This window comes from Chitinimonas koreensis (assembly GCF_014353015.1).
Taxonomy (GTDB): Bacteria; Pseudomonadota; Gammaproteobacteria; order Burkholderiales; family Chitinimonadaceae; genus Chitinimonas; species Chitinimonas koreensis.
Window position 1 is genome coordinate 217,382 of sequence record NZ_CP060704.1, and the last position, 24,270, is coordinate 241,651.

Here is a 24,270-nt window from a genome sequence, read left to right on the forward strand (position 1 = left end):
TGGTAGCGGCAAACGGCGGCGGCCCGGCCCGGCCGGCCGGGCAAAAGTTTTCCGAGGCCAGGCATAAGCGCAGCGGGGGAAGCGTCACGAAGCCGCCACGGACGCTCGGGAGAATGCCGCGCCACCCGGCCTCGATGCCGAGCCACATTCCCCAGGAGGATCGCCATGAACTTCACCCGCCTGCTGGCCGGCCTCGCCGCGGCCTGCTGCCTCGCCGCGCCGGCCCATGCCTTCACCCAGGAAACCCATCGCCGCATCGTGCTCGACGCGGTCGCCTACATGCAGGCCAACCCGTCCACCACCAACTTCGCCAGGCTGCAGGCCGGCGCCACCAATGCCGGCTACACCATCGAGCAGTTCGCCGCGGCGCTGGGCCAGGGCGCCTACGACGTCGACGACTTCGCCGACACCTACCTGTGCGGCGCCACCACCGGCGACTGCCAGCTCGCCCCGGTGTGGGGCGCCGGCGCCAGCATCGTCAAGTACACCAGCTACTTCCACTTCCAGAACCACACCGCCGGCCCCGACCTGCACGGCAACAAGCTCGGCGGCTACAACTACCACGCGCTGACGGTGTGGGGCGACATCGACGACATGGCGGCCGCCTGGCTCTACGGCGACTACCTCGACGACGGCCGCGGCGGCATGAAGGGCTGGTTCGGCGACAACAGCAAGTACAACAGCTACGGCATCACCGAGGCCAACTACCGGCTCGGCGGCACCTCGACGGCCTCGATGTACGCCGATTTCGAGAAGATGCCGTTCCAGCCGATCGATAACCTGGGCCAGTACTGGTTCCAGCAGTTCCTGTCCAGGCCGACCGCGCAGACGCTGGGCTTCGTGCTGCACACCACCGACCTCTTGCAGCCGCACCACACCTGGACCACCTCGGCGCTGAACCACGCCGACTGGGAAGGCTGGGTCAACGACTATTACTACGCCGAGAAGCTCAACGACGCCGCGCTGGTCAAGGCCGCGCTGGCCGACTTCACCCCGCCGGCCAAGACCGCCACCGACATCCGCCCGCTGCTGACCCAGGGCGGCGACATCTCCTACGCCCGCGGCGGCGCGGTGCTGTCGGCGACCGACCACGAGACCCGCCGCACGGTCGGCAAGGTGGTGATCCCACACGCGATCGCGATGGTGGTGCACATCCTCAACCGCGCCGCAGAACGGTTCTGACATGTGGCGGGGTTCTGACATGCGCCGGCAATCCGCATCCCGGCTGCGGCCCGCGCTGGCCGCGCTGTTGGCGGCCGGCCTGGCGCTCGGCGGCGCGGCGCTGGGCGCCAGCCGCGATGGCCTGGCCGATCCGGCGCTGGCGGCCCGCATCGACGGTCAGCCGATCCCGCTGGCCGGCCTGCGCGTGCTGCATACCGTCGGCGCCTACCGCGACATGAAGGTGCCGCTGGACAAGGTGCTGGCCTCGGTGATCGACAACCGGCTGCTCGGCGACTACGCGGCCGGCCAGTACGACGAGGCGACGCTGTTCCCCAATACCGCGGTGGCCTTCGCCCGCGAGGTGGCGGTCGAGGACCAGCTGGTCGCCACCCTGCGCCGCGCCTACAAGGCACCGCTCGACGCCGCCCTGGCCCGCGCCGGCGGGCTGGCCAGGCTGGTGGTGCGGAACACGGTACCGAGCCGGCAGGCGCTCGAGGCGGTGTTCCCGCCCGGCGACGCGCTGCGGCTCGACGCGGCGCTGACGCCGCAGCAGCTCGAGGCGGCGCGCGCGGTCACGCTGCTCGAATACCGCTTCCCGGGCGGCGAGACCGGCCGCATCGACCTGGCCCAGCTGTGGCAGCGGCAGAACATCCAGGGCAAGACCCTGCTGCGCGGCGGCGATGCCGACTACCGCGCGCAGCAGGCGATGCAGCTGCTCGGCAGCCGCTACGTGCTGGCCTGGGCGCGGCGCGACAGCGGGCTTTCCGCCGACGACCTCGCGCTGCTGCGCCGGGCGATCGAGGATCGCGACCGCCGCGGCGCGCTGCTGCAGCTGTTGGGCATCGAGGCCGACATGCACTACAGCAGCGCCCATCTCAAGCAGCTGGCCGCCGCGGCGACGCCGGCCGAGGTGGCCGACTACTACGCGCGCCATCCGGCCGAGTTCCGCCGCATCGAACGCGTGCGCGCCCGCCATATCCGCTGCGGCGACGAGGCGGCTTGCCGCGATGCCTACGAGCGACTGCGCGGCGGCGCCGATTTCGCTGCCGTGGCGCGCGCCGCATCGAGCGCCGGCGACGCGGCCGACGGCGGTGCGCTCGGCTGGCTGCGGCGCGACGACGGGCAGCCCTCCTGGCTGCGGGACCTGGCCTTCGCGCTGCCGCCGGGCAAGCCGTCGCGGCCGGTGCGCGAGCCCGGCGAGCCGGCGGCCTGGCAGATCGTGCTGGTGGAGGAACGCGAGGAAGGCCTGCTGCCGGCCGATAGCGAATCGGTGCGCTACATCGCCGGCCAGGCGATCGCGCGCAAGAAGGCCGTGGCCGAGTTCAAGGCGCTGCGCGAGCGGCTGTACCAGGCGGCCGACATCGAGCTGAACGCGAATGCGCTGGGCTTCGGCCATCGCGCGCTGGTCGCCGGAGCGGCGCCGTGAAGCGCGAGAACCGGATCGCCGTCGCCGCGCTGTGCATCGCGGCCGGCTGCCTGGCGTGGACCTTGTGGCCGGCAGCGCCGGCGTCGCAGCCGGCGGTGGCGCGACCCGAACCGGCCGTCCGGACCGAACCGCCGCGGCCGCCCGAACCGGTGGCGCTCATCGCCGCCGAGCTGCCGCCGGCGCCGACCGCAGCCGGACCGGCCATCGACCAGTCCGCCCCGGCGGTGCTCAGCCTGAGCGCGGCGCGCGAACGCGGCGACGAGCGCGCGCCGCCGCTGGCGCGCAGCGACGAGGGCCGCGAGCCGGCCAGCGCGGCCGAGCTGGCCGACCCGGCGCGCTATCGGCAGTACGCCGAGCGCCAGCAGCGCAAGCTCTACCGCGCCTACGTGGCGGCCGCCGACCGGATGCTGCCGCAGCTCGACGCCGACATCGCGCGCGCCCGCAGCGAGGGCCGCATCGACCCGGCCGAGATCGCCCAGGCCGAGGAGAAGCGCCGCCGCATCGCGGCGATGCAGGCCGAGGCGGCGGCCAGGCTGGGCGAGCAGACGGCTGTGGATAACCAGGAACAGCTTTACCGCTGAGGACGCAGAGGACGTGGAGAAAAACCGCCTTGATGCGCGGTTTGGACACGTCGCACGAACGGGCTTTCCTCCGTGTCCTCCGCGGTCAATGGACTGCGATTGAAATCTTCATCGGTTGGCTGGATGCGAAAAAGCCCGCACACCTTACGGTGACGCGGGCTTCCGTCGTTCACCATGGCCAGGCCGCGGCGAGCGCTTCGTCTTACAGCGAGTAGTACATCGCGAATTCGACCGGGTGGGTCGTCATGCGGAACTTGGTGACTTCTTCCATCTTCAGCTCGATGTAGGAGTCGATCCAGTCGTTCGAGAACACGCCGCCGCGGGTCAGGAACTCGCGGTCGCGGTCCAGGTGCTCGAGCGCCATTTCCAGGCTGTGGCAGACCTTCGGCACCAGCTTGTCTTCTTCCGGCGGCAGGTCGTACAGGTTCTTGTCGGCCGGGTCGCCCGGGTGGATCTTGTTCTGCACGCCGTCCAGGCCCGCCATCATCAGCGCGGTGAAGGCCAGGTAGGGGTTGGCCAGCGGATCCGGGAAGCGGGCTTCGATGCGGCGGGCCTTGTCGCTGGCGACGTAGGGGATGCGGATCGAGGCCGAGCGGTTCTTGGCCGAGTAGGCCAGCATCACCGGGGCTTCGTAGCCCGGCACCAGGCGCTTGTACGAGTTGGTGCCCGGGTTGGTGATGGCGTTCAGCGCCTTGGCGTGCTTGATGATGCCGCCGATGTAGTACAGCGCGAACTCGGACAGGCCGGCGTAGCCGTTGCCGGCGAACAGGTTCTTGCCGTCCTTCCAGATCGACTGGTGCACGTGCATGCCGCTGCCGTTGTCGCCGACGATGGGCTTGGGCATGAAGGTGGCGGTCTTGCCGTACTGGTGGGCCACGTTGTGGACCACGTACTTCAGGCGCTGGGTCCAGTCGGCGCGCTGCACCAGCGTGCTGAACTTGGTGCCGATCTCGTTCTGGCCGGCGGTGGCGACTTCGTGGTGGTGCACTTCGACCGGGATGCCCAGTTCTTCCAGCGCCAGGCACATGGCCGAGCGGATGTCCTGAAAGCTGTCGACCGGAGCGACCGGGAAGTAGCCGCCCTTCACGCTCGGACGGTGGCCGGTGTTGCCGGCCTCGTACTCTTCCGACGAGGACCAGGCGGCCTCTTCGGACTTGATCTTGACGTGGGTGCCGGACATGTCGGTGCCCAGGTCACGCTGTCGAAGATGAAGAATTCGGGTTCCGGACCGAAGAAGGCGGTGTCGCCCAGGCCCGAAGCCTTCAGGTAGGCCTCGCCGCGCTTGGCGATCGAGCGCGGGTCGCGGTCGTAGCCCTTGCCGTCGGTCGGGTCGATCACGTCGCAGGTGATGAACAGCGTCGGCTCGTCGTAGAACGGATCGATGGCGGCGGTGCCGGCATCGGGCATCAGCAGCATGTCGGACGCCTGGATGCCCTTCCAGCCCGCAATCGAGGAGCCGTCGAAGGCGTGGCCGTGTTCGAACCAATCTTCGTCGACCACGTGGGCCGGCACCGAGACGTGCTGTTCCTTGCCCTTGGTGTCGGTGAAGCGCAGATCGACGAAACGGATGTCGTTTTCCTTGATTTGCTTGAGTACGTCGGCGACCGCCATTTGATAACTCCTGTTTGGAAACTGGAAAACCGGCCTGGCGGCCGGCGGGGACCCTGGAGGCCCCGGGGAAACCCATTCGGGGACCGATTGTAGAACCTGTCGTGCGCCTTGCCGAGGCTGGCGGCGCGCGTCCGGCAGTCCGATAGCATGAAGCATGCCATGGGCTCGGAGCGCTGCCATGCGCCATCCAGGGGCGTGTTGATACCACTTAATGCACCAATATTGCACATCGATGACGGCGGCGCACAAAAATGGTGCCACCCGTCGGTGCGCGACGATCTTTGCCATAATCAATGGCAAGACCAGCCGAACCGGAGCATCGCCATGAGTCTCACCAACGACATCCTGCAGCGCGCCCAGGCGCGGGCCGCGCAACTGGGCCTGCCCTATTCCGGCGCGCTGACGCCCGACGAGGCGCACACCCTCCTGGCGGCGCTGCCCAACGCGCGCCTGGTCGACGTCCGCACCCATGCCGAATGGCAGTTCGTCGGCACGCCCGAGGGCGCGGTCAAGGTCGAGTGGAAAAGCTGGCCGGGCATGACGCCGAACCCGCATTTCATCGACCAGCTGCGCCACCAGGTCGATGCCGAGCACGCGCTGTTCTTCCTCTGCCGCACCGGCGGCCGCTCGCACGAGGCGGCGGCGCTGGCGGCCTCGCAGGGCTTCGCCGAGTGCTACAACGTGCTCGAGGGATTCGAGGGCGACCGCGACGAGGCCGGCCAGCGCGGCCGGGTGAACGGCTGGAAGGCGCGCAACCTGCCCTGGTCGCAAGGCTGACCGTTCCCGTATCGCCCACCCGCCGGCCCGCCTCCGTGGCGGGCCTTTCCACACCCTCGCCGGATACCCCGCGCATGAGCACGCCCATCGATCTGACCAAGCCGATCAATCCCTACGCGCCGCCGACGGCCGACCTCGCCACGCCAGGCGGCGGCGGCACCGACGCCTGGCGCCAGGGCAAGAAGCTGATCGTGCGCCGGGGCGGCCAACTGCCGCACCGCTGCGTGAAGTGCAATGCGCCGGCGGTGACGCCGATCAAGCAGCGCAAGGTCTACTGGCACCATCCGGCGGTCTACCTGGCCTTCCTGCTGAACATCCTCATCTACATCGTCATCGCGCTGATCGTGCGCAAGAGCGCCCAGGTCGCGCCCGGCCTGTGCCCGGCGCACCAGCGGCGCCGCACGGTGGGCCTGCTGATCGGCTGGATCGGCGTGCCGCTGACCCTGGCCGCCTTCATCGGCGGCGCGGCCGGCGACGCCCCGCTGGTCGCAGTCGCCGGCCTGCTCGGCCTCCTGGTGGCGATCATCGCGGCGCTGATCCTGGCCCGCATCGTGATCCCGAGCCGCATCGACAAGGAATACACCACGCTCAAGGGCTGCTGCGACGCCTTCCTCGACAGCCTGCCGGTCTTCCCCGGCTGAGTTCCGGCCCCATCGCCCCGATCCGCGCGCCCAGCCCCGGGCGCGCGGCCGCTTTCCCCGCAGGAAACCCGCCATGACCGATCGCTACGCCGTCCTCGGCAATCCCGTCGCCCACAGCAAGTCGCCGGCGATCCACGCCGCCTTCGCCGCCCAGACCGGCCAGAAGCTGCGCTACGAGCGCATCGAGGCGCCGCTGGCCGGCTTCATCGAGACAGTGGCCGACTTCTTCGCCATGGGCGGCGCCGGCTGCAACGTCACCGTGCCGTTCAAGGAAGAGGCGTTCCGTTTCGCCAACCTGCTGACCGAGCGGGCCGAGCAGGCCGGCGCGGTGAATACGCTGTGGCTCGACGACGAGGGTGTGACCGGCGACAACACCGACGGCGTCGGCCTGGTGCGCGACCTGCGCCGCCACCTGGCGCTGGCCGGTCGCCGCGTCCTGCTGCTCGGCGCCGGCGGCGCGGCGCGCGGCGCGATCGGCGCGCTGCTGGCCGAGCGGCCGGCAGCGCTGGTGGTGGCCAACCGCTCGGCCGACAAGGCCGCGCTGCTGGCCGAGCGCTTCGCCGCGCTCGGGCCGATCCGCGGCTGCGGCTACGAGGACTTGGCGGGCGAGCCGTTCGACCTGGTGGTCAATGCCACCTCGGCCAGCCTGGCCGGCGCGGCGTTGCCGCTGCCCGCCTCGCTGTGGCGGCCGGAGACGGTGGCCTACGACATGATGTACGGCCGTGGCCTGACGCCCTTCCTCGAACAGGCGCGCGCCGGCGGCGCCGGCCCGTTGCTCGACGGCCTCGGCATGCTGGTCGAGCAGGCGGCCGAAGCGTTCTTCCTGTGGCGCGGCGCGCGGCCGGATACCGCGCCGGTGCTGGCGGACTTGCGGGCGGGGCTGTAAAGGCGCGTAGAGCTGGCCGGGTTTCGTAAGTCGGGCTTTATGCCCGACACCGGGTTCGCTACTGACATTGGCATTGCATGCGATACCAAAATGCTTAGGGCAGTCCTGGACAACAATGTGCTGGTCAGTTCAAAGCGCGCGGCCCGAGGCGATCGGGTGGCGTTCGAGGAGGTCCTGGCGATGGTGCCGGATGTGGCGCCGGACGATGGCGACGCGCCGTGAGCGTGAGCATCCCACCTGGCTTGACGGTATCCGCAACGAGTTAAAGCAACGCCCCGCCCCCGATGCGCCTATGATCGGCCCATGCTCCGTGCCCGCGATCCGATCGCGGCGCGGGCTGCGGGGACACACCCGCAATCGTCGTACCGCAGCCACCGGCAGCGCGCCGGCACGGCAAGGAGAACACCATGGCCAAGGGTCAGATGCGCGGCAACAAGGAAGCGAAGAAGCCCAAGAAGGAAAAGACGGTCACTGCACCGGCCAATCCCTTCCAGTCTCAGATGAAGGCGGCCGAGCCCGGCAAGCACAAATAGGCTCGAGACCAGACCAGAAACCGGCGCAAGCCGGTTTTTTGTTGGGCGCGGCCGGTGCATTCCCATCGGTGTCCCGCGTGTGGAGGTAGGCTGCTACCTTCAGGCCCGCAATCGGATTTCCCGTTCCGCGCGCCTGCCCGTATCGGCCGATGCGGCGGAGCCCTGGCCGGCCGGCGGTCAGACCGCTTCGGCCGCCTCGTCCGCCTCTTCGCCGAGGAAACCGCCGCTCTGGTGCGCCCACAGCCGCGCGTACAGGCCGCCGCGCGCCAGCAGCGCCGCGTGATCGCCTTCCTCGACGATGCGGCCGCCGTCCATCACGATCAGCCGGTCCATCGCCGCGATGGTCGACAGCCGGTGGGCGATCGCCACCACCGTCTTGCCCTCCATCAGCGTGTACAGGCTGTCCTGGATCGCCGCCTCGACCTCGCTGTCGAGCGCGCTGGTGGCCTCGTCCAGCAGCAGGATCGGCGCATCCTTGAGCATCACCCGGGCGATCGCGACCCGCTGGCGCTGGCCGCCGCTGAGCTTCACGCCGCGTTCGCCGACGTGGGCTTCGTAACCCTGGCGGCCCTTGGGGTCGGTCAGCGTCTCGATGAAGTCGTGCGCCTCGGCGCGGCGGGCGGCGGCGATCATCTCGGCATCACTGGCGTCGGGCCGGCCGTACAGCAGGTTGTCGCGCACCGAGCGGTGCAGCAGGCTGGTGTCCTGCGTCACCATGCCGACCTGGCGGCGCAGGCTGTCCTGGGTGACCTGGGCGATGTCCTGGCCGTCGATCAGGATGCGGCCCGACTCGACGTCGTAGAAACGCAGCAGGAGGTTGACCAGCGTGCTCTTGCCGGCGCCCGAGCGGCCGACCAGGCCGACCTTCTCGCCGGGGCGGATGGTCAGGTTCAACTGCTCGATCACGCGGCGCTGGCCGCCGTAGCCGAAATCGACCTGCTCGAAGCGGATCTCGCCGCGGCGCACTTCGAGCGGCTGGGCGTCGGGCCGGTCCTTGATCGCGATCGGCCGCGACAGCGTGGCGATGCCGTCCTGCACCGTGCCGATCTGCTCGAACAGGCTGGCCATCTCCCACATGATCCAGTGCGAGATGCCGTTGAGCCGCAGCGCCATGGCGGTGGCGGCCGCCACCGCGCCGACGCCGACCTCGCCGCGCGTCCACAGCCACAGCGTGGCGCCGGCGGTGCTGCCGATCAGCAGCATGCTGAGCACGTGGTTGACCACCTCGAAACCGCTGACCAGCCGGGTCTGGCGATAGGCGGTCAGCATGAATTCCTGCATCGCGCCGCGGGCGAACTGGGCCTCGCGCTGGGCGTGGGCGAACAGCTTGACGGTGGCGATATTGGTGTAGGCGTCGGTGATGCGGCCGGTCATCAGGCTGCGCGCGTCGGCCTGCTCGCTGGCGACCTTGCCCAGCCGCGGCACGAAGAAGCGCAGCGTGAGCACGTACAGCGCCAGCCAGCCGAGGAAGGGCAGCACCAGCAGCGCGTCGAAGCGGCCGACCACCGCCACCATGGTGACGAAGTAGATGACCACGAAGACCAGGATGTCGGCCACGATCAGCACGGTGTCGCGCACCGCCAGCGCGGTCTGCATCACCTTGGCGGCGACCCGGCCGGCGAATTCGTCCTGGTAGAAGCTCATGCTCTGGCCGAGCAGGTGGCGGTGGTAGTGCCAGCGCAGCAGCATCGGGAAATTGCCGAGCAGGCCCTGGTACTTGCACAGCGCCTGCAGCGCGATCAGCACCGGGCTGGCGAGCAGGATGCCGGCCAAGAGCAGCAGGTGGCCGCGTTGCTGGGTCCACAGCTCGGCCGGCGGCACCTGGCCGAGCCAGTCGACCACCGAGCCCAGCATGCTGAACAGCAGCGCCTCGAAGGCGCCGATGCCGGCGGTGAGCACGATCATCGCGGCGATCAGCCCGCGCAGGCCCTCGGTGCCGGCCCAGACGAAGCGGAAGAAGCCCTTGGGCGGCTGGGCCGGGGGCGTGTCGGGATAGAGGTGGACGCGTCGTTCGAACCAGCTGAACACGGGGAGGCCTTCGGGGAGTGCGGGGAGAGGGCGCAGTGTAGCAAAGCGCTTGCGGTGGGCTGCTGACACGGTGCTGGCAGGATGGCGGGCGTGTCGGAAATGCATTCGCCGCGGCGGGCGGGCGCCATCGCCGGTTCTCGCTGTCCGGGGTTAGGGTTCCCGTAGGAGCGGCTTCAGCCGCGAATGGCCATTGCGCCACGACCGGCGATTCGCGGCCGAAGCCGCTCCTACGTGCGCTTCGATGCGGTAGCTCGGCATTCATTCCGACGGCGATGTTGAATCGGCGGCGCGGTCGGAATGACTTCCGACTACGGCGGTGTCGTATCGAGGATGGTGGATGGCGCTCCGCACCATTGCGCCACCTGCGCCGCCAGCCAGTGCGGGTCGTCGAGCGGCAGGTCGTGGCCGGCCGTCTCGTGCAGCCGCAGCGGCCAGCCGGCCGCGGCGGCCAGCGCCTGCGAGCAGGCCGGGTCGACCAGCCGGTCGCGCCGGCTGGCCAGCAGCAGCGCCGGGCAGCCCGGCCATTGCGGCGGCAGGCGGAAGCGCGCGGCGGCGGCCAGCTGGCGCAGCAGGTTGGCGCGCGCGACCGGCGCCTCGCGCTGCCAGGCGATCCACTGCGGCAGCGCCGCGGCGCGGCGGGCCGGATCGTTGCTGACCATGGCCAGGATGCTGCGCTCGCGCGCCGCGATCGATTGCAGCGGCAGCCGCGCGATCGCCGGGTAGCGCGGCCAGCGCAGCCGGCGCCAGAACGGCGCGAGGCCGGCCAGGCTGGTGTTGACCAGCACCAGGCGCCCGACCTCGGTCGGCCGACGAGTCGCCCAGTCGAGCGCCACCATGCCGCCGAGCGAGATCGCCAGCAGGTTGACCGGGCCTTGCGCCAGCACCTCGGCCAGCTCGGCGCGCAGGCCGTCGCACTGGCCGGCGAGGGTCGCGGCGCTGCGTTCGCGCCAGCGCCGGCCGTTGCCGGCCAGATCGGGCGCCAGCACGCGCACGCCGCCGAGCGCCTCGGCCAGCAGCGGCGGGAAGCCGCCCCAGTGGCGCGCCTCGCGGCCGAGGCCGCGCAGCAGGATCCAGGTCGGCGCGGCCATCGTCAGCTCCGGTACCACAGGTCCATCGCATCGCGCCGATGCTGCAGCCGGCGGTTGCGGCCCTCGAGCCAGCGCAGCTCGCTGCTGGCTACCCGCAGCAGGAATTCCATCAGCAAGAGGTGGCTGCGCATCACCCGCTGTTCGCGGTGCGGCGCCACCGGGTTGAATACGCCGAGCCGCGAGAACAGCTGGCGCGGGTTCTTGCGCACCCATAGCCAGGAGCCCATTTCCAGCGTCAGCGGCAGGAACAGCCGGTCGGGATCGGCGCGCGAGCGCAGGTAGAGGTGGTCCCACAGGTCGCCGTGGGTCAGGTACTGGCGGCTCTGCGGCTCGAACAGGTAGCGGTGGTGCGGATAGGCCTGGTCGAACAACGTCTTGAGCGTGTAGATCTCGCCCAGCGTATCGATCGGCCGGCGGCTGCCGGCCAGCGGAAACCAGATGTGGTCGCGGCTCCCGAAGCCCGAGTGGCAATCGAGCGCCAGCGCCAGCGGCCGGCTCAGCAGTTCCTGCTCGACCACCGTGCACAGCGCGCGGCTTTCCTCTTCCATCTCTTGGCCGTGGTCGCCGCGGTACCACGGCAGCCAGCGGCCGAAGCGGTGGCCGCCGACCAGCCAGGCGACCCGTTCGCTGGCGTCGATCGGCGCGTTGCGCATCAGGTCGATGCCGGCCGGGTTGGCGCGGCGGCGCTGCAGCATGCCGCCGGGGTTGACCAGCGGCATGAACAGCAGCTGCACGCGTTCGAGCTGGTGCTCGAGCGCCGAATCCCAGCGCAGCCGCATCAGCAGGTTGCGCAGGAAGGCCAGGATCACCTGGGTGCCGATGCGCTCGAGCCCGTGCACGCCGCCGAAGAAGCCGACCGCCGGCGCGGCCGGGTCGTCGCTGCCCAGGCTCAGCACGTGGATCGGCAGGCAGAAGTTGCCGACCGTCACGCCGGCCACGCTGCGCGACCGCAGCCGGCCGCCGCCCAGGGCGAGCAGGCGTTCGATCTCGGCCAGTTCGGGGAGGCGGTCATACAGGGACATGGCGATCGCCAGCATAGACAGCGGCGCGCCGGGCAGGCGTGACGGTTTCGTGACAAGTGCTTCGGCCGTCCGCGTCCTGGTCCGATGCGGTGGAACGCGGTGCGATCGATGCCGTGGACGAACCTCATAGGAGCGGCTTCAGCCGCAAGTCCTCGAAGATGAGCCGCCGCCATTCGCGGCTGAAGCCGCGCTTACAACGCTCTCAATAGGATGCGTCGCGGCGGCTCAGCCCGCCAACCGCGGCACGATCCCGGGCATGCGGATGGTCCGCCCATCGGGCAGCGTCAGCGGCAGGAACATCTCGCGCGCATGGAAATGCGGGTCGGCGAACATGTCGGCCACCGAGTAGACCTTGGAGGCCGGCACCTCGGCCTCCTTCAGCACGGCCATCACCGCGGCGAGGTCGTGCTGCGCCACCCACTGGTCGATCACCGCGTAGAGCTCGTCGCGCCGCGCGTCGCGGCCGGCGTTGTCGGCCAGGTCCGGCGCAGCGGCCAGATCGGGCCGGCCGATCGCGCGCATCAGCCGCTGGAAGATCGCGTCGCCGTTGGCGCCGATGGTGACGTGGCCGCCGTCGCGGGTGGTATGGGTATTGGACGGCGTGATGCCGGGCATGATGTTGCCGCTGCGCTCGCGGATGAAGCCGTCGTGGTCGTACTCGGGCACCAGGCTTTCCATCATGGCGAACACCGCCTCGTACAGCGCCACGTCGACCACCTGGCCGCGGCCGCCGTTGACCTCGACCTGGCGCAGCGCCATCAGCGCGCCCATCACCGCGTACAGCGCGGCGATCGAATCGCCGATCGAGACGCCGGTACGCACCGGCGGGCGATCCTCGAAGCCGGTCACGTAGCGCAGCCCGCCCATCGATTCGCCGACCGCGCCGAAGCCGGGCAGGTCGCGATAGGGGCCGGTCTGGCCGAAGCCGGAGATGCGCACCATCACCAGTTTCGGATTGAGCTGCGACAGCGTTTCCCAGCCGAGGCCGAGCTTCTCCATCACGCCGGGGCGGAAGTTCTCGACCACGATGTTGGCCTCGGCGCACAGCGCGCGGGCGCGTTCGAGTTCGGCCGAATCCTTGAGGTTGAGATTGATGCAGCGCTTGCCGCGGCTCTGCACGTACCACCACAGCGAGGTGCCGTCGTGCAGCCGCCGCCAGCGCCGCAGCGGATCGCCCTCGGGCGGCTCGATCTTGGTCACCTCGGCGCCGAAGTCGGCCATCAGCCGGGTGCAGAACGGCGCCGCGATCAGCGTGCCGAGCTCGACCACCTTGATGCCGGCGAGCGGTTTCTTCGGGTCCTGCATGTCTTCTCCTCGCGCGCCCCGCGCGCCTTGGCCGGCAGCATAGCAAAGCCGGCCGGCGGCCCGGCCGGTCGCGGCGAAGATGGAGAAGACGGGGGAAGAGCTGCGGGACGGATGCGCCGGACGGCGCCGGGATCAATAGCGCTTGAGCTTGCAGACCACCTTGACGAAGCCGAGCTCGAGCTCCATCTCGTAGCGGTCCTTGAACACCGTCATGGCGAGCACCTTGGTGTGGTAGGGCACCATCGACTTGAGGTAGGCCGCGACGTCGGCGGCGCTGGCGTGGGCGATGCCGTTCTCGCGGTCCTGCAGGAAGCGGTCGACGTGGGAAAGCACGGCGGCGATGTCCTTGCGGGCATCGTCGGCGGGGGCCAGTTCTAGATCCAGGATCATGGTGTCGGGTTCGGTCGGCGGTCTGGTGGAGCGAGAGCGCGTATTTTAGGCAAATCTGATGGACCTTGCGCGGCTTGCGGCGGAAGCAGCCCTCCACCATGTTCGGCGCATGCGCGTGTGACCGGGCGGCGATGCCCGCGGTTCGCTACCGCACGGCGGAGGGCCGGTCGGTCTGGTCGTTTTCACGTTCCGCCGCCGGCGGTGCTGGCTATGATCGGGACTCGATCCAAATCAGGACATCGTCATGAATCCGGCCCGTACATGGCTGCTGCCGCTGTGCACCTCGATCCTGCTCGGCGCCTGCGGCGGAGGGGGTGATGGCGGCGGCGGCTCGCCGACCCCGGTCCCGACTCCCACGCCGACCCCGCTGCCGGCCGCGCCCACGGTACAGGCGTTCGACGCCTCGCCCGCGGTGATCGCCGTCGGCCAGTCGAGCACGCTGAGCTGGCAGGTCAGCGGCGCCGCCAGCATCAGCATCGCGCCCGGCATCGGCACGGTGAGCGGCAGCAGCGTCACCGTCGCGCCGGCCGCCAGCACCACCTACACGTTGACCGCCAGCAATGCGGCCGGTACGGCCAGCGCCAGCACCACGGTCACGGTCGGCAGCGCCGGCGCGCACTACGGCAGCATGGCGGCGGCCGACCTCGGCGTCGGCGCCGCGCTCAACGGCAGCCTGCCCTTCCCGGCCGGCAATGCCTGGAACCAGGACATCTCGGCCGCACCGGTCGATCCCAACTCGGCCAACCTGATCGCCACCATCGGCGCCGGGCGCGGCCTGCATCCCGACTTCGGCGCCGGCCTCTACGACGGTGCGCCGATCGGCATTCCCTACGTGGTGGTGAGCGGCGCGCAGGCCCGGGTGACGATCCGCTTCACCGCTTACGGCGACGAGAGCGATCCCGGCCCCTACCCGGTGCCGGCCGCCGCGCCGATCGAGGGCCAGCGGCCCGATGGCGGCGCCTTCGACGGCGACCGCCATGTGCTGGTGATCGATCGCGACAACAACCGGCTGTACGAGCTCTACCGCGCCTTCCCGCAGCCCGACGGCAGCTGGAACGCCGATTCGGGCGCGGTGTTCCATCTCGATTCCAATACCGTGCGCCCCGGCGGCCAGCCGGGCTGGACCAGCGCCGACGCGGCCGGCCTGCCGGTGTTCCCCGGCCTGGTGCGCTACGACGAGGCCGCCAGCGGCACCATCCGCCATGCGCTGCGCTTCACCGTCAGCCAGTCGCGCCGCGCCTACGTGCCGCCGGCCACCCACTGGGCCGCCAGCAGCACCGACCCGAACCGGCCGCCGATGGGCATGCGGGTGCGGCTCAAGGCCGCCTACGCGATCCCGGCCGGCTTCAGCGCCGAGAGCCGCGCGATCCTGCAGGCGATGAAGACCTACGGCATGATCGTGGCCGACAACGGCAGCAACTGGTATGTCAGCGGCGCGCCCGATGCGCGCTGGAACAACGACGAGCTGGTGAGCGAGCTCGGCAGCGTGAAGGGCAGCGATTTCGAGGTGGTGCGGATGGATGGGCTGGTGACGAACTGAACGTCCGGGCCCGGCATGCGGATGCTGTGCGGCGCAGGGGACTTTGCAGGAGCGGCTTCGGCCGCGAATGGCGTTGGCGCTGCCTCGGCCATTCGCGGCTGAAGCCGCTCCTGCGGGGATGGCGCCGATTCTGGTGTCAGTGGATGGAATCGGCGTCCGCCGCGCCCAGCCCGGCGTGCTCCAGCACCTCCGGCAGCAGCCGCTGCCAGCTCTGGAAGCCATGGTCGCCGCCCTCGATCACGGTCTGGCGGCTGCCGGCGTAGTAGGCCACTGCATCGCGGTAGTCGAGCGTCTCGTCGGCGGTCTCGGCCAGCAGCCAGTAGCGCTCGGGATGCAGCGCGGCCGGCTCGAGCGCGATCAGCTCGTCCATGTGCCGCTCGGTCAGCACGTAGGCTTGGTCGGTGTAGAGATTGCGCTGCGGCCCCAGCAGCGGCGCGAGCAGGCGGTGGGGCCGCACGGCCGGGTTGATCAGCACCGCGGCGCAGCCGTAGCGCTCGGCCGCCCAGGTGGCGTAGAAGCCGCCGAGCGAGCTGCCGACCACGGTCAGCCCGGCCGGGCCGAGCCGTTCGATCTCGGCGGCGATGAGGCCGGCGGCCGCGGCCGGCGAATAGGGCAGCGCGGGAGCGTGGAAGCGGTCGGCCAGGCCGCGCTCGGCCAGGGAGGCAGCGGTCTGCCGCGCCTTGATCGAGGCCGGACTGCTGTTGAAGCCGTGCAGGTAGAGCAGGTGGGGCATACGGTCGAGAGATGTGCGCGAGCGAAGCGAGGCTCCCTCTGACCCACCCCGCGAAGTCTGGGGGACCGCCATCAGGGAGCCCTGGGCGGCGAGGGCGGAGGGAGCAGGGATCAATCAGGGGAGCCGCTGGTCGAGAAGAGCAAACCGCAAGCGCCCGGCTTTGCCGGGTGCCTGTGCCGCGACTCGATTCGGCGCGGTCTCAATCCAGCGTGAACAGGCGGCCGAAATTGGCGACGTCGAGCACGGCACGCACCGTGCCGCGCGTCTGCGCCAGGTGGATCGGCTTGTCGCCGAGCCGTTCGCGCAGCAGCAGCAGCATGCCGAGCGCGGCGCTGTCCATGTATTCGACGGCCTCGAAATCGATCGACAGCGTTTCGACGCCGTCGCTCGCCAGCAATTGCTGGGTCGCTTCCTTGAACGGCCGATGGCCTTCGAAGGTGAAGTCGCCGATCAGCTTGATGACGGCATGGTGATCGGTCAGCGAGAGGATGGCGTTCATGGCGTGCTTACCGTGGTTGTCCCTGTTCAACCCAGTGTATCAGGCCGTCGTCGTATTGCTACGCCACCACGGTTACCCGCGCCCGGCCGGCAATCCTGATAAGGTGCGGCCACCTCGTTCCGTCCCTCTGCCATGCACCCGACCGAATCCTGGCGCGAAGCGCTGCTCAATCGCCGCATGCTGGTGTGCGTATTCACCGGCTTCAGCTCCGGCCTGCCGCTCTACCTGCTGATCCAGCTCTTGCCGGCCTGGCTACGCAGCGAGCAGATCGATCTCAAGCAGATCGGCCTGTTCGCGCTGATCCAGTTTCCCTACACCTGGAAATTCCTCTGGTCGCCGCTGCTCGACCGCTACGGCATCGCCACCCGCTGGCTCGGCCGCCGGCGCGGCTGGATGGCGTTCACCCAGCTCCTGCTGGCCGCCTCGATCCCGCTGTTCGGCTGGCTCGATCCGCAAGCCCAGATCGGCACGGTGGCCATGCTGGCCGCCGCGGTGGCGCTGTTCTCGGCCACCCAGGACATCGTGCTCGATGCCTACCGGCGCGAGCTGCTGCCCGAGGCCGAACTCGGCATCGGCAACGCGGTGCACGTCAACGCCTACCGCATCGCCGGCCTGATCCCGGGCTCGCTGTCGCTGATCCTGGCCGACCACCTGCCGTGGGACAGCGTGTTCGCCATCACCGCGCTGTTCATGCTGCCCGGCGTGCTGGCCACGCTGCTGCTGGCGCCGACCGCCGATGCCGCGATCGCGCCGCCCAAGACGCTGCAGGAGGCGGTGGTCGCGCCGTTCCGCGAGTTCATCGGCCGCCACGGCGGCTGGGCCGCGCTCGAGATCCTGGCCTTCATCTTCCTCTACAAGCTCGGCGACAGCATGGCGACCGCGCTGTCGACGCCGTTCTACCTCGACATGGGTTTCAGCAAGAGCGAGATCGGGCTGGTGGCCAAGCACGCCGGGCTGTGGCCGGCGGTGATCGGCGGCATCCTCGGCGGCATCTGGATGGTCAAGCTCGGCATCAACCGCGCGCTGTGGCTGTTCGGCGCGGTGCAGCTGGTGGCGATCCTCGGCTTCGCGCTGCTGGCCGAGGTCGGCCACGACCTGTGGCTGCTGGGCGGCGTGATCGGCCTGGAATACCTCGGCGTCGGCCTCGGCACCGCGGCCTTCGTCGCCTTCATCGCCCGCACCACCGATCCGCGTTATACCGCCACCCAGTTCGCGCTGTTCACCAGCCTGGCCGCCGTGCCGCGCACGCTGGTCAGCGCCGCGGCCGGCTGGCTGGTCGAGCAGATGGGCTGGGGACCGTTCTTCTGGTTCTGCTTCGCGCTCGGCCTGCCCGGCATGCTGCTGCTGCTGCGGGTGGCGCCGTGGAACGGCGATGCGCCGGCGGACAAGCCGCAGGCTTAGCGGTCATGGGCAGATTGGTCGAGGGCCTCGGCCGTCTCCCCTGTAGGCGCGGCTTCAGCCGCGATTCGCCGCTCGGCGCGCTGTCGGCCATTCGCGGCTGAAGCCGCTCCTACAGGGTGCGTAGCCGGTCCAGCCTGAACCAGGCTCCGATCGAGCCGGGCATCTCAACCCGCGAAGTCGTAATCGACCGTCAATGGCGCATGGTCGGAGAACTTCACATCCTTGTAGATCGCGGCCGACCTGGCGGTGGCGGCCACGCCGGGCGTGGCGATCTGGTAATCGATGCGCCAGCCGACGTCCTTGGCATAGGCCTGGCCGCGGTTGGACCACCAGGTGTAGCCGGGATGCTCGAGGTAGAGCGAACGCCAGACGTCGACCCAGCCCAGGCCGAACACGTCGGTCAGCCAGGCGCGCTCCTCGGGCAGGAAGCCCGAGTTCTTCAGGTTGCCCTTCCAGTTCTTCAGGTCGATTTCCTTGTGGGCGATGTTCCAGTCGCCGCACAGCACGATCTCGCGGCCTTCCTCGCGCAGCCGCTTGAGATGCGGCATGAAGCGTTCCATGAAGGCGAACTTGATCTGCTGGCGCTCCTCGCTGCTCGAGCCCGACGGCAGGTAGAGCGAGATCACCGACAGCTTGCCGAAGTCGGCGCGCAGGTAGCGGCCCTCGGCGTCGATGTCGGCGATGCCGAGGCCTTCGACCACCGCGTCGGGCGCGATCCGGCTGTAGATGCCGACGCCGCTGTAGCCCTTCTTCTCGGCCGGGTGGAAGAAACCGTGGTAGCCGTGCGGATTCCGCATCAGCTCGCTCAGGTCGGGCAGCTGGGCCTTCAGTTCCTGCACACAGACCACGTCGGCCGAGGTGGTGGCGAGCCAGTCGAAGAAGCCCTTGGAGGCGGCGGAGCGGATACCGTTGAGATTGGCGGAAATGATGCGCATGTCGGGTTCCGGCTGAGCTAGGGGGTGCGGAATGATATGCTATAAAACTCTGAAACCCGCATGCCTTCTCGATTCCATGAGCATTTCCCGCACCGATTTCATCGCCTTCGCCGTCGAGCAGCAAGTGCTGCGTTTCGGCGATTTCCAGACCAAGGCCGGCCGCCAGTCGCCCTACTTCTTCAACGCCGGCCTGTTCCAGGACGGCGCCAGCGTCGGCCGGCTGGCCGGCTTCTACGCCGACGCGGCGATCGAGTCGGGCGTCCGGTTCGACATGCTGTTCGGCCCGGCCTACAAGGGCATCGTGCTGGCCGCCACCACCGCGGTGGCGCTTGCCGCGAAAGGGCGCAATCTGCCGTTCTGCTTCAACCGCAAGGAAGCCAAGGACCACGGCGAGGGCGGCACCCTGATCGGCGCGCCGCTCAAGGGCCGGGTGATGATCATCGACGACGTGATCTCGGCCGGCACTTCGGTGCGCGAATCGGTCGAGCTGATCCGCGCCGCCGGCGCCGAGCCCGCCGGCGTGCTGATCGCGCTCGACCGGCAGGAGCGCGGCCAGGGCGCGCAGTCGGCGGTGCAGGAGGTGGCGGCGCGCTACGGCATCCCGGTGATCGCCATCGCCACGCTGACCGACCTGATTGCCTACCTCGGCGGCCAGCCCGAGCTGGAACGCAACTTGCAAGCGGTCCAGCGTTACCGCGCCGAATACGGCGTCGCCTGATCGGGTCGCCCAGGCCGGCCCCACCCTGTTCCGAGGAGTTTCACCCATGTTCCGCCGTCATTCCGTTTTCGCGCTGCTGCTTGCCATGGCGCTTCCCGCCGCGGCCGGCGTCTACAAGTGGGTCGACGAGAACGGCAAGGTGCAGTACAGCGACAAGCCGCCGCAGCAGCAGAACCAGAAGGGCCTCACCGAGCTCAACAAGCAGGGCATGACGGTGCGCCAGACCGAGGGGATCCTCACGCCCGAGCAGCGCGCCGCGCGCGAGCTCGAGATCGCCAAGCAGCGCGAGGCCTCGCAGCAGAAGGAAGACGCGCGCCGGCGCGACAAGGCGCTGATCAACAGCTTCACCCGCACCAGCGAGATCGACGCGATCCGCGACCGCAACCTCGAGCAGGTCGCGGCCGGCATCCAGTCGGACAAGCTGCGGCGCGAGGCGGTCCAGAAGCGGCTCGACGGCTACCAGGCCCAGGTGGACAAGCTGAACAAGGCCGGCAAGCCGGTGCCGGACGACCTGAAATCCGACATGAAGGACCGCAAGGCCGAGATCGCCAAGATCGACGAGCAGATCAAGCAGCGCGAGAACGATGCGGTGCTGCTCAAGGAACGTGCCGAGGCCGACAAGAAGCGGCTGATCGAATTGCGCGGGGCCGACGCGGGCAAGTGATGGGATCCGGGTCCCAAGCAAAAGGCCGCCCTCGGGCGGCCTTTTGCTTGGAGATGGCGATGCGTAGGCAGTAGGCACAGCGCAGCCGGCGTAGGTCGGGATTGACTCCCGACAGCATTCTTGGAAACAGCGCAGTCGGGAGTGAATCCCGACCTACAGGGACTGCGCGATGTTCAGCCCAGCACCGGGTAGCCGAACTGCCGCAGCAGCGCCGCGGTCTCGCACAGCGGCAGGCCGACCACGCCGCTGAAACTGCCGCGGATCTCCTCGACCAGCACCGCGCCCAGACCCTGCGCGCCGTAGCTGCCGGCCTTGTCCAGCGGCTCGCCGCTGGCGACGTAGGCGGTGATCTCGGCCGCCTCGAGTGCGCGGAAGCGCACGGTACTGGCCGACAGCGCGGTCTCGACGCGCTCGCCGTCGGTCAGCGCCACCGCGGTGAGCACCTCGTGGCTGCGGCCCGACAGGCGCGCCAGCATCGCGGCGGCGTCGGCCGCGTCGAGCGGCTTGCCGAGGATCGCGTCGTCGAGCGCTACCGTGGTGTCGGCCGCCAGCAGGAGGCGCGGCGGCAGTCCGGCTGCGCGCATCGCGGCCAGGCCGGCCTCCGCCTTGGCGCGGGCCAGCCGCAGCACGTAGGCGTGGGCGCCTTCGCCGGCCAGCGGCGTCTCGTCGACCTCGCTGCCGATGCGCTCGATCGGCACGCCGATCTGGTTCAGCAATTCACGCCGGCGCGGGCTGCCGGAGGCCAGGTAGATCGGGGGTCTCGTCATGGCGGAAGCGCTCATTCGCGGTGGTAGGGATGACCCTGGTTGATCGCCACGGCACGGTACAGCTGTTCGGCCAGCAGCACGCGCACCATGCCGTGCGGCAGGGTCAGCGCCGACAGCTGCAGCAGGTCGTCGGCCTGCTTCTTCACGTCGGCGTGCAGGCCATCGGCGCCGCCGATCACGAAGGCCACGTCGCGGCCGTCCTGCTGCCAGCCGCGCAGGCGTTCGGCCAGCTTCATGGTGGTCCAGGCGGCGCCGCGTTCGTCGAGGATCACCTTGCGGCAACCGGCCGGCAGCGCGGCCAGGATACGGTCGCGCTCGGTCTCCATGGCGCGTTCGACGCTCGAGCCGGCGCGCTGGCCGGGCTTGAGCTCGGTCAGCTCGATCGTGGCCTCGCGCGGCATGCGCTTCACGTATTCGCGGAAACCGGCCTCGACCCAGTCGGGCATCTTGTGGCCGACGGCGATGATGTGGAGCTTCATTGCGGACTGTTACTCAGTGACCGGGCATGCGTAGACGACGAACGCCCGGCATTGCCGGGCGCCCATGCTGCTGATCGCATTTCGCCTGCGATCCACGTCGATGCGGCGATTACTTCGGATCGTCGTGCGCCTGGATGGCCGCTTCCCACGGCCGGGTCGGATTGAAGGTCGGCTTCTGGCCGCCCCACAGCTGCTCGAGGTTGTAGTAGTCGCGCACCGCCGGCAGCATCACGTGGATGATCAGCGGGCCGACGTCGACCAGCACCCATTCGCCGGTGGTGTCGCCTTCCATGCCGAGGATCTCGGCGCCGGCTTCCTTCAGCTTCTCGCGCGCGTTGTTGGCGAGCGCCTTGACCTGGCGGTTGGAATTGCCCGAGGCGACCACCATGCACTCGAACATCGAGGTCAGCTTGGTGGTGTCGAGCGCGAGGATGTCCTCGCCCTTGATGTCTTCGAGTGCGGCGACGGCGATGTCGCGCATCTGTTCCGGGGTCAGGTGTCGTTGTTGTTCGGTCATGTTCGCAGGGTTCCGCTTGCCGCCTGGCCCACCGTGCCGCCCGGTTCGGGCGGGCGCGGCGTCGCGGCGGAATAAAGCAAATGCCGCCCGGCGTAGTCGAGCACGGCGTCGGGCGCGAGGTAGCGGGCGGATCGTCCGGCCGCGAGTTCGGCGCGTATCGCGGTGCTCGAAATGGCGAGCGGCGTGGTTGGCAAAAGCGCGATTGTACCCGGAAGGTGCCGGCCGGTCACGCTAAGTGTTTGAATTCTCGGCAGGACTTCGTCGGCCAGCGCGGGTGACGCACGTTCGCGCCAGCGGTCGAGGTCGAATCCGGGGCGGCAGGCGACGGCCAGCGTGGCGAGATCGAACAGCTCGCGCCAGCGATGCCAGCGGTCGAGCGAGAGGAAGCTGTCGGCGCCGATCAGCCAGCTCAGCGGCGCGTCCGGGCCCAGCTCGGCGCGCAGTTCGGTCAGCGTGTCGATGGTGTAGCACGGGCCGTCGCGCCGCAGCTCGCGCTCGTCGACCGCCAGCCGCGGGTTGCCGGCGACGGCCAGCCGCACCATCGCCAGCCGGTCTTCGTTGCCGGCCAATGGGCCGGCGCGGTGCGGCGGATTGGCGGTCGGCACCAGGCGCACCTGCTCGAGCCCGAGCGCCGCGGCGAACTCCTCGGCGATGCGCAGATGGCCGAAGTGGATCGGGTCGAAGGTCCCGCCGAAGATGCCGATGCCGGCCACGCGAACTCCAGTCTTGCCATGCAAAAGGCCGCCCCGCTTGAACGGTGGCGGCCTGTCGGGTCGATGCGAAGGTATCTGGCCGAAGCCCCGGTCAGAACGACTTCTCGTAGCGCGCGACCAGCGCCTTCAGCGCGGCGGCGGTGCCGGCCAGTTGATCGGCCGACGTCGCCAGCGACTGCGCCTCGCGGTTGTTGGCGTCGATGGTGCTGGCCATCCGCTCGATGGTGTTGGCCACTTCCTCGGCGGCCGACGACTGCTGGCGCAGCGTGTCGGCGATCTGGCCGGTCATCTCCACCGTGCGCTCGGCGGCGGTGGCGACGTCCTGCAGGTTGCGGCTGCTGGCCTCGATCGAGGCGGTGCCGTTGCTGACCTCGGCCACGGCGTCGTCCATCGTCATCAGCGTGGCCTGGGTGACCAGCTGGATGTTGGCGACGTTGTTGTTGATGTCGAGCGTCGACTGCGAGGTGCGTTCGGCCAGCTTGCGCACCTCGTCGGCCACCACCGCGAAGCCGCGGCCGCTTTCGCCCGCGCGGGCGGCTTCGATGGCGGCGTTGAGCGCCAGCAGGTTGGTCTGGTCGGCGATTTCCTTGATGGTGCCGGTCATGCTGCCGATGCGGGCGACGGCCTGGTTCAGGTCGTCCAGCGTGGCGCGCGCTTCGCCGACCACCTCGACGATGCGGTTGGTCGAGGCGCGGCTGGCCTGCATGTTGGCTTCGCCCTCGCGTACCACGGTCTTGGCCTGCATGGCGCTTTCGGCGGTCTGGTGGGTGGCGCGGCTGATCTCGGTCACCGACACGCTCATCTCTTCGGTCGCGGCGCTCACCTGCATCGCCTGCTCGCTCTGGCGGCCGGTCTGCAGCGCCAGCTGCTCGGCGGCGCGGTCGACCACGTCGGACTGCTCGGCGATCTTGCGCGAGGTCGACAGCACGTCGGCGATCATCGCGCGCAGGTGGATCGACAGCGTGCGGACCGAGCCGATCAGCTCGGCGAATTCGTCGGTCGGGTCGATTTCGGGCTGGTAGCGGAAATTGCCTTCCTCGATGTGGCGGAGCGCCACCTCGACCTTGCGCATGCCGTGGGCGGCACGGCTGACCCACCAGCCGCCGCCGACCAGGGCGGCCAGCGCGCCGAGCACCGCCAGCGCCCAGGTCCAGCCTTCGCCCAGGCCGAAGCTGGCCGCGGCGGCGGTCAGGAGATTGAGAATCGCCAGCAGGATGAAGGCGAGCCAGGCGCGTTGGGCGAAGGAAATTTTCTGCATGACGGTTCCGGTTGGTGTGTCGGGGAAGCGGGCTCGCTTTTCCCGGATGTCGCGGTACAGCGCCTCGGCGCGCGCAACCTCACTGCGCGCCGGAGCAGTCCGCACGGACATGTATCCGCGCGGCCTGCCTTCTTCAAACATAGGTGTGACGTAAGCCTCCACCCAATAAAAATCGCCGTTGCTGGCCCGGTTCTTCACCAGGCCGCGCCACGGCCGCCCGCCTTCAACGTGCGCCACAGATCCTCGAAGGCCTCGGGCGGCATGTCCGGGTGGCGGACCACATTATGCGGCTTGCCGATCAGCTCGGCATGGCTGAAGCCGCTGATTTCGACGAAAGCCGGGTTGGCGTATTCGATGACGCCCTTGAGATCGGTGCGCGTGACGATCGGCTCGTCCGGGTTCAGGAAGCGCTCGACCTGGGTGACTGGCTGATTGAGCTTCATGGCGCCGTCGCTCCGGCACGCCCGGCCGGCGGCCGGTCTGGCGGTTCCATCATCTTTTTTCCTGCTCCCTGTACCGTATTGTTGTGCGTCGTCCAGCATGCCGCTAAACGGCGCCGATCCGCTTGAGCCTAGTCAAGAAGTCGGCCAGCGGCAA

Annotated in this window: 25 protein-coding genes and 1 pseudogene; 11 read left to right on the plus strand and 15 right to left on the minus strand. The window is 69.6% G+C overall.

Annotated features, from left to right (window positions below; all coding sequences use genetic code 11):
- Positions 1 to 165: 165 nt before the first annotated feature.
- From H9L41_RS00835 to H9L41_RS00845, 3 genes are read left to right on the plus strand one after another with little or no spacing between them, the layout of a single operon-like run.
- Positions 166 to 1,182: a phospholipase C/P1 nuclease family protein gene (locus tag H9L41_RS00835; protein WP_028445689.1), complete on the plus strand. Its 1,017-nt coding sequence runs from the start codon at positions 166 to 168 to the stop codon at positions 1,180 to 1,182.
- A 19-nt stretch (positions 1,183 to 1,201) separates the two neighbouring features.
- On the plus strand, positions 1,202 to 2,587 hold the full coding sequence (locus H9L41_RS00840) for a peptidylprolyl isomerase (protein ID WP_051318895.1): 1,386 nt from the start codon (positions 1,202 to 1,204) through the stop codon (positions 2,585 to 2,587).
- A complete protein-coding gene (locus tag H9L41_RS00845) occupies positions 2,584 to 3,168 on the plus strand; it encodes a hypothetical protein (RefSeq protein WP_028445690.1) in 585 nt (194 codons plus the stop codon). Before H9L41_RS00840 ends, H9L41_RS00845 begins: the two co-directional genes overlap by 4 nt.
- A 202-nt stretch (positions 3,169 to 3,370) precedes the next feature.
- On the opposite strand, the pseudogene glnA reads toward H9L41_RS00845, so the two are convergent.
- Positions 3,371 to 4,779 (minus strand): annotated as a pseudogene (glnA, locus tag H9L41_RS00850) (glutamate--ammonia ligase).
- Positions 4,780 to 5,103: 324 nt separating this feature from the next.
- Between glnA and H9L41_RS00855 the strand changes: the two are divergent.
- The 4 genes from H9L41_RS00855 (at position 5,104) to H9L41_RS24220 (ending at position 7,616) form a co-directional block, all read left to right on the plus strand.
- Positions 5,104 to 5,556 carry a rhodanese-like domain-containing protein gene (locus H9L41_RS00855; RefSeq protein ID WP_028445692.1) on the plus strand — a complete coding sequence of 151 codons (453 nt, stop codon included), beginning with the start codon at positions 5,104 to 5,106 and terminating at the stop codon, positions 5,554 to 5,556.
- 74 nt (positions 5,557 to 5,630) lie between these two features.
- Positions 5,631 to 6,197, plus strand: coding sequence for a hypothetical protein (locus tag H9L41_RS00860; RefSeq protein WP_051318896.1), 567 nt, complete (start codon positions 5,631 to 5,633; stop codon positions 6,195 to 6,197).
- 73 nt (positions 6,198 to 6,270) lie between these two features.
- Entirely contained in the window at positions 6,271 to 7,083 is an 813-nt protein-coding gene (aroE, locus tag H9L41_RS00865; protein ID WP_028445693.1) for a shikimate dehydrogenase, read from the plus strand.
- Between the two features lie 407 nt (positions 7,084 to 7,490).
- On the plus strand, positions 7,491 to 7,616 hold the full coding sequence (locus H9L41_RS24220; RefSeq protein WP_265583906.1) for a hypothetical protein: 126 nt from the start codon (positions 7,491 to 7,493) through the stop codon (positions 7,614 to 7,616).
- 177 nt (positions 7,617 to 7,793) lie between these two features.
- On the opposite strand, the gene H9L41_RS00870 is transcribed toward H9L41_RS24220, so the two are convergent.
- The 5 genes from H9L41_RS00870 to H9L41_RS00890 form a co-directional block, all read right to left on the minus strand.
- Positions 7,794 to 9,644, minus strand: coding sequence for an ABC transporter ATP-binding protein (locus tag H9L41_RS00870; protein WP_028445694.1), 1,851 nt, complete (start codon positions 9,642 to 9,644; stop codon positions 7,794 to 7,796).
- A gap of 308 nt (positions 9,645 to 9,952) precedes the next feature.
- On the minus strand, positions 9,953 to 10,732 hold the full coding sequence (locus H9L41_RS00875) for an alpha/beta fold hydrolase (protein WP_051318897.1): 780 nt from the start codon (positions 10,730 to 10,732) through the stop codon (positions 9,953 to 9,955).
- 2 nt (positions 10,733 to 10,734) lie between these two features.
- Positions 10,735 to 11,754 carry a M14 family zinc carboxypeptidase gene (locus tag H9L41_RS00880; RefSeq protein ID WP_034606607.1) on the minus strand — a complete coding sequence of 340 codons (1,020 nt, stop codon included), beginning with the start codon at positions 11,752 to 11,754 and terminating at the stop codon, positions 10,735 to 10,737.
- A 225-nt stretch (positions 11,755 to 11,979) separates the two neighbouring features.
- Positions 11,980 to 13,059: a CaiB/BaiF CoA transferase family protein gene (locus tag H9L41_RS00885; protein WP_034606608.1), complete on the minus strand. Its 1,080-nt coding sequence runs from the start codon at positions 13,057 to 13,059 to the stop codon at positions 11,980 to 11,982.
- A gap of 132 nt (positions 13,060 to 13,191) precedes the next feature.
- Complete coding sequence (locus H9L41_RS00890; protein ID WP_028445696.1) at positions 13,192 to 13,449, minus strand: hypothetical protein; 258 nt, start codon at positions 13,447 to 13,449, stop codon at positions 13,192 to 13,194.
- A 244-nt stretch (positions 13,450 to 13,693) separates the two neighbouring features.
- On the opposite strand from H9L41_RS00890, the gene H9L41_RS24225 reads away from it, so the two are divergent.
- Positions 13,694 to 14,989 (plus strand): PKD domain-containing protein, encoded by a 1,296-nt coding sequence (locus H9L41_RS24225; RefSeq protein ID WP_245589185.1) that lies wholly within the window; start codon positions 13,694 to 13,696, stop codon positions 14,987 to 14,989.
- A gap of 136 nt (positions 14,990 to 15,125) precedes the next feature.
- Here H9L41_RS24225 and H9L41_RS00900 read toward each other — a convergent pair whose 3' ends face one another.
- Together H9L41_RS00900 and H9L41_RS00905 are read right to left on the minus strand one after the other, a co-directional pair.
- On the minus strand, positions 15,126 to 15,722 hold the full coding sequence (locus H9L41_RS00900) for a YqiA/YcfP family alpha/beta fold hydrolase (protein WP_028445697.1): 597 nt from the start codon (positions 15,720 to 15,722) through the stop codon (positions 15,126 to 15,128).
- Positions 15,723 to 15,921: 199 nt separating this feature from the next.
- Positions 15,922 to 16,221 carry an STAS domain-containing protein gene (locus tag H9L41_RS00905; RefSeq protein WP_028445698.1) on the minus strand — a complete coding sequence of 100 codons (300 nt, stop codon included), beginning with the start codon at positions 16,219 to 16,221 and terminating at the stop codon, positions 15,922 to 15,924.
- Positions 16,222 to 16,353: 132 nt separating this feature from the next.
- On the opposite strand from H9L41_RS00905, the gene H9L41_RS00910 reads away from it, so the two are divergent.
- Positions 16,354 to 17,622, plus strand: coding sequence for an AmpG family muropeptide MFS transporter (locus H9L41_RS00910; protein ID WP_028445699.1), 1,269 nt, complete (start codon positions 16,354 to 16,356; stop codon positions 17,620 to 17,622).
- Between the two features lie 164 nt (positions 17,623 to 17,786).
- Here the strand turns inward: H9L41_RS00910 and H9L41_RS00915 are convergent, their stop codons facing one another.
- Positions 17,787 to 18,557 carry an exodeoxyribonuclease III gene (locus H9L41_RS00915; RefSeq protein WP_028445700.1) on the minus strand — a complete coding sequence of 257 codons (771 nt, stop codon included), beginning with the start codon at positions 18,555 to 18,557 and terminating at the stop codon, positions 17,787 to 17,789.
- Between the two features lie 76 nt (positions 18,558 to 18,633).
- Between H9L41_RS00915 and pyrE the strand changes: the two genes are divergently transcribed.
- Both pyrE and H9L41_RS00925 read left to right on the plus strand, forming a co-directional pair.
- Positions 18,634 to 19,275, plus strand: coding sequence for an orotate phosphoribosyltransferase (pyrE, locus tag H9L41_RS00920; protein WP_028445701.1), 642 nt, complete (start codon positions 18,634 to 18,636; stop codon positions 19,273 to 19,275).
- A gap of 46 nt (positions 19,276 to 19,321) precedes the next feature.
- A complete protein-coding gene (locus tag H9L41_RS00925; protein ID WP_028445702.1) occupies positions 19,322 to 19,939 on the plus strand; it encodes a DUF4124 domain-containing protein in 618 nt (205 codons plus the stop codon).
- 173 nt (positions 19,940 to 20,112) lie between these two features.
- On the opposite strand, the gene H9L41_RS00930 is transcribed toward H9L41_RS00925, so the two are convergent.
- The 6 genes from H9L41_RS00930 to H9L41_RS00955 all read right to left on the minus strand — a co-directional run bounded on the left by H9L41_RS00930 (position 20,113) and on the right by H9L41_RS00955 (position 24,215).
- The gene (locus H9L41_RS00930; RefSeq protein ID WP_028445703.1) at positions 20,113 to 20,706 is read right to left on the minus strand and encodes a Maf family protein; all 594 of its coding nucleotides are present in this window, start codon (positions 20,704 to 20,706) and stop codon (positions 20,113 to 20,115) included.
- Between the two features lie 11 nt (positions 20,707 to 20,717).
- Complete coding sequence (gene rlmH / locus H9L41_RS00935) at positions 20,718 to 21,185, minus strand: 23S rRNA (pseudouridine(1915)-N(3))-methyltransferase RlmH (protein WP_028445704.1); 468 nt, start codon at positions 21,183 to 21,185, stop codon at positions 20,718 to 20,720.
- Between the two features lie 109 nt (positions 21,186 to 21,294).
- Positions 21,295 to 21,702: a ribosome silencing factor gene (gene rsfS / locus H9L41_RS00940; protein ID WP_028445705.1), complete on the minus strand. Its 408-nt coding sequence runs from the start codon at positions 21,700 to 21,702 to the stop codon at positions 21,295 to 21,297.
- Complete coding sequence (gene nadD, locus H9L41_RS00945; RefSeq protein ID WP_084300074.1) at positions 21,699 to 22,415, minus strand: nicotinate-nucleotide adenylyltransferase; 717 nt, start codon at positions 22,413 to 22,415, stop codon at positions 21,699 to 21,701. The genes rsfS and nadD overlap by 4 nt, the downstream gene beginning before the upstream one ends.
- 91 nt (positions 22,416 to 22,506) lie before the next feature.
- On the minus strand, positions 22,507 to 23,673 hold the full coding sequence (locus tag H9L41_RS00950; protein ID WP_187523637.1) for a methyl-accepting chemotaxis protein: 1,167 nt from the start codon (positions 23,671 to 23,673) through the stop codon (positions 22,507 to 22,509).
- 194 nt (positions 23,674 to 23,867) lie between these two features.
- On the minus strand, positions 23,868 to 24,215 hold the full coding sequence (locus H9L41_RS00955) for a PAS domain S-box protein (RefSeq protein ID WP_187523638.1): 348 nt from the start codon (positions 24,213 to 24,215) through the stop codon (positions 23,868 to 23,870).
- Positions 24,216 to 24,270 lie beyond the last annotated feature (55 nt).

Excerpts from the sequence above, each read along its gene's own strand:
- H9L41_RS00900 (WP_028445697.1), bottom strand. The coding sequence starts at position 15,722 with ATGCCCCACCTGCTCTACCTGCACGGCTTCAACAGCAGTCCGGCCTCG.
- H9L41_RS00885 (WP_034606608.1), bottom strand. The coding sequence starts at position 13,059 with ATGCAGGACCCGAAGAAACCGCTCGCCGGCATCAAGGTGGTCGAGCTC.
- H9L41_RS00860 (WP_051318896.1), top strand. The coding sequence starts at position 5,631 with ATGAGCACGCCCATCGATCTGACCAAGCCGATCAATCCCTACGCGCCG.
- H9L41_RS00880 (WP_034606607.1), bottom strand. The coding sequence starts at position 11,754 with ATGTCCCTGTATGACCGCCTCCCCGAACTGGCCGAGATCGAACGCCTG.
- H9L41_RS24220 (WP_265583906.1), top strand. The coding sequence starts at position 7,491 with ATGGCCAAGGGTCAGATGCGCGGCAACAAGGAAGCGAAGAAGCCCAAG.
- H9L41_RS00905 (WP_028445698.1), bottom strand. The coding sequence starts at position 16,221 with ATGAACGCCATCCTCTCGCTGACCGATCACCATGCCGTCATCAAGCTG.
- H9L41_RS00930 (WP_028445703.1), bottom strand. The coding sequence starts at position 20,706 with ATGACGAGACCCCCGATCTACCTGGCCTCCGGCAGCCCGCGCCGGCGT.
- H9L41_RS00855 (WP_028445692.1), top strand. The coding sequence starts at position 5,104 with ATGAGTCTCACCAACGACATCCTGCAGCGCGCCCAGGCGCGGGCCGCG.
- H9L41_RS00910 (WP_028445699.1), top strand. The coding sequence starts at position 16,354 with ATGCACCCGACCGAATCCTGGCGCGAAGCGCTGCTCAATCGCCGCATG.
- H9L41_RS00840 (WP_051318895.1), top strand. The coding sequence starts at position 1,202 with ATGCGCCGGCAATCCGCATCCCGGCTGCGGCCCGCGCTGGCCGCGCTG.
- H9L41_RS00835 (WP_028445689.1), top strand. The coding sequence starts at position 166 with ATGAACTTCACCCGCCTGCTGGCCGGCCTCGCCGCGGCCTGCTGCCTC.
- H9L41_RS00890 (WP_028445696.1), bottom strand. The coding sequence starts at position 13,449 with ATGATCCTGGATCTAGAACTGGCCCCCGCCGACGATGCCCGCAAGGAC.
- H9L41_RS00925 (WP_028445702.1), top strand. The coding sequence starts at position 19,322 with ATGTTCCGCCGTCATTCCGTTTTCGCGCTGCTGCTTGCCATGGCGCTT.
- pyrE (WP_028445701.1), top strand. The coding sequence starts at position 18,634 with ATGAGCATTTCCCGCACCGATTTCATCGCCTTCGCCGTCGAGCAGCAA.
- H9L41_RS00875 (WP_051318897.1), bottom strand. The coding sequence starts at position 10,732 with ATGGCCGCGCCGACCTGGATCCTGCTGCGCGGCCTCGGCCGCGAGGCG.
- rsfS (WP_028445705.1), bottom strand. The coding sequence starts at position 21,702 with ATGACCGAACAACAACGACACCTGACCCCGGAACAGATGCGCGACATC.
- H9L41_RS24225 (WP_245589185.1), top strand. The coding sequence starts at position 13,694 with ATGAATCCGGCCCGTACATGGCTGCTGCCGCTGTGCACCTCGATCCTG.
- H9L41_RS00955 (WP_187523638.1), bottom strand. The coding sequence starts at position 24,215 with ATGCTGGACGACGCACAACAATACGGTACAGGGAGCAGGAAAAAAGAT.
- H9L41_RS00950 (WP_187523637.1), bottom strand. The coding sequence starts at position 23,673 with ATGCAGAAAATTTCCTTCGCCCAACGCGCCTGGCTCGCCTTCATCCTG.
- rlmH (WP_028445704.1), bottom strand. The coding sequence starts at position 21,185 with ATGAAGCTCCACATCATCGCCGTCGGCCACAAGATGCCCGACTGGGTC.
- H9L41_RS00915 (WP_028445700.1), bottom strand. The coding sequence starts at position 18,557 with ATGCGCATCATTTCCGCCAATCTCAACGGTATCCGCTCCGCCGCCTCC.
- aroE (WP_028445693.1), top strand. The coding sequence starts at position 6,271 with ATGACCGATCGCTACGCCGTCCTCGGCAATCCCGTCGCCCACAGCAAG.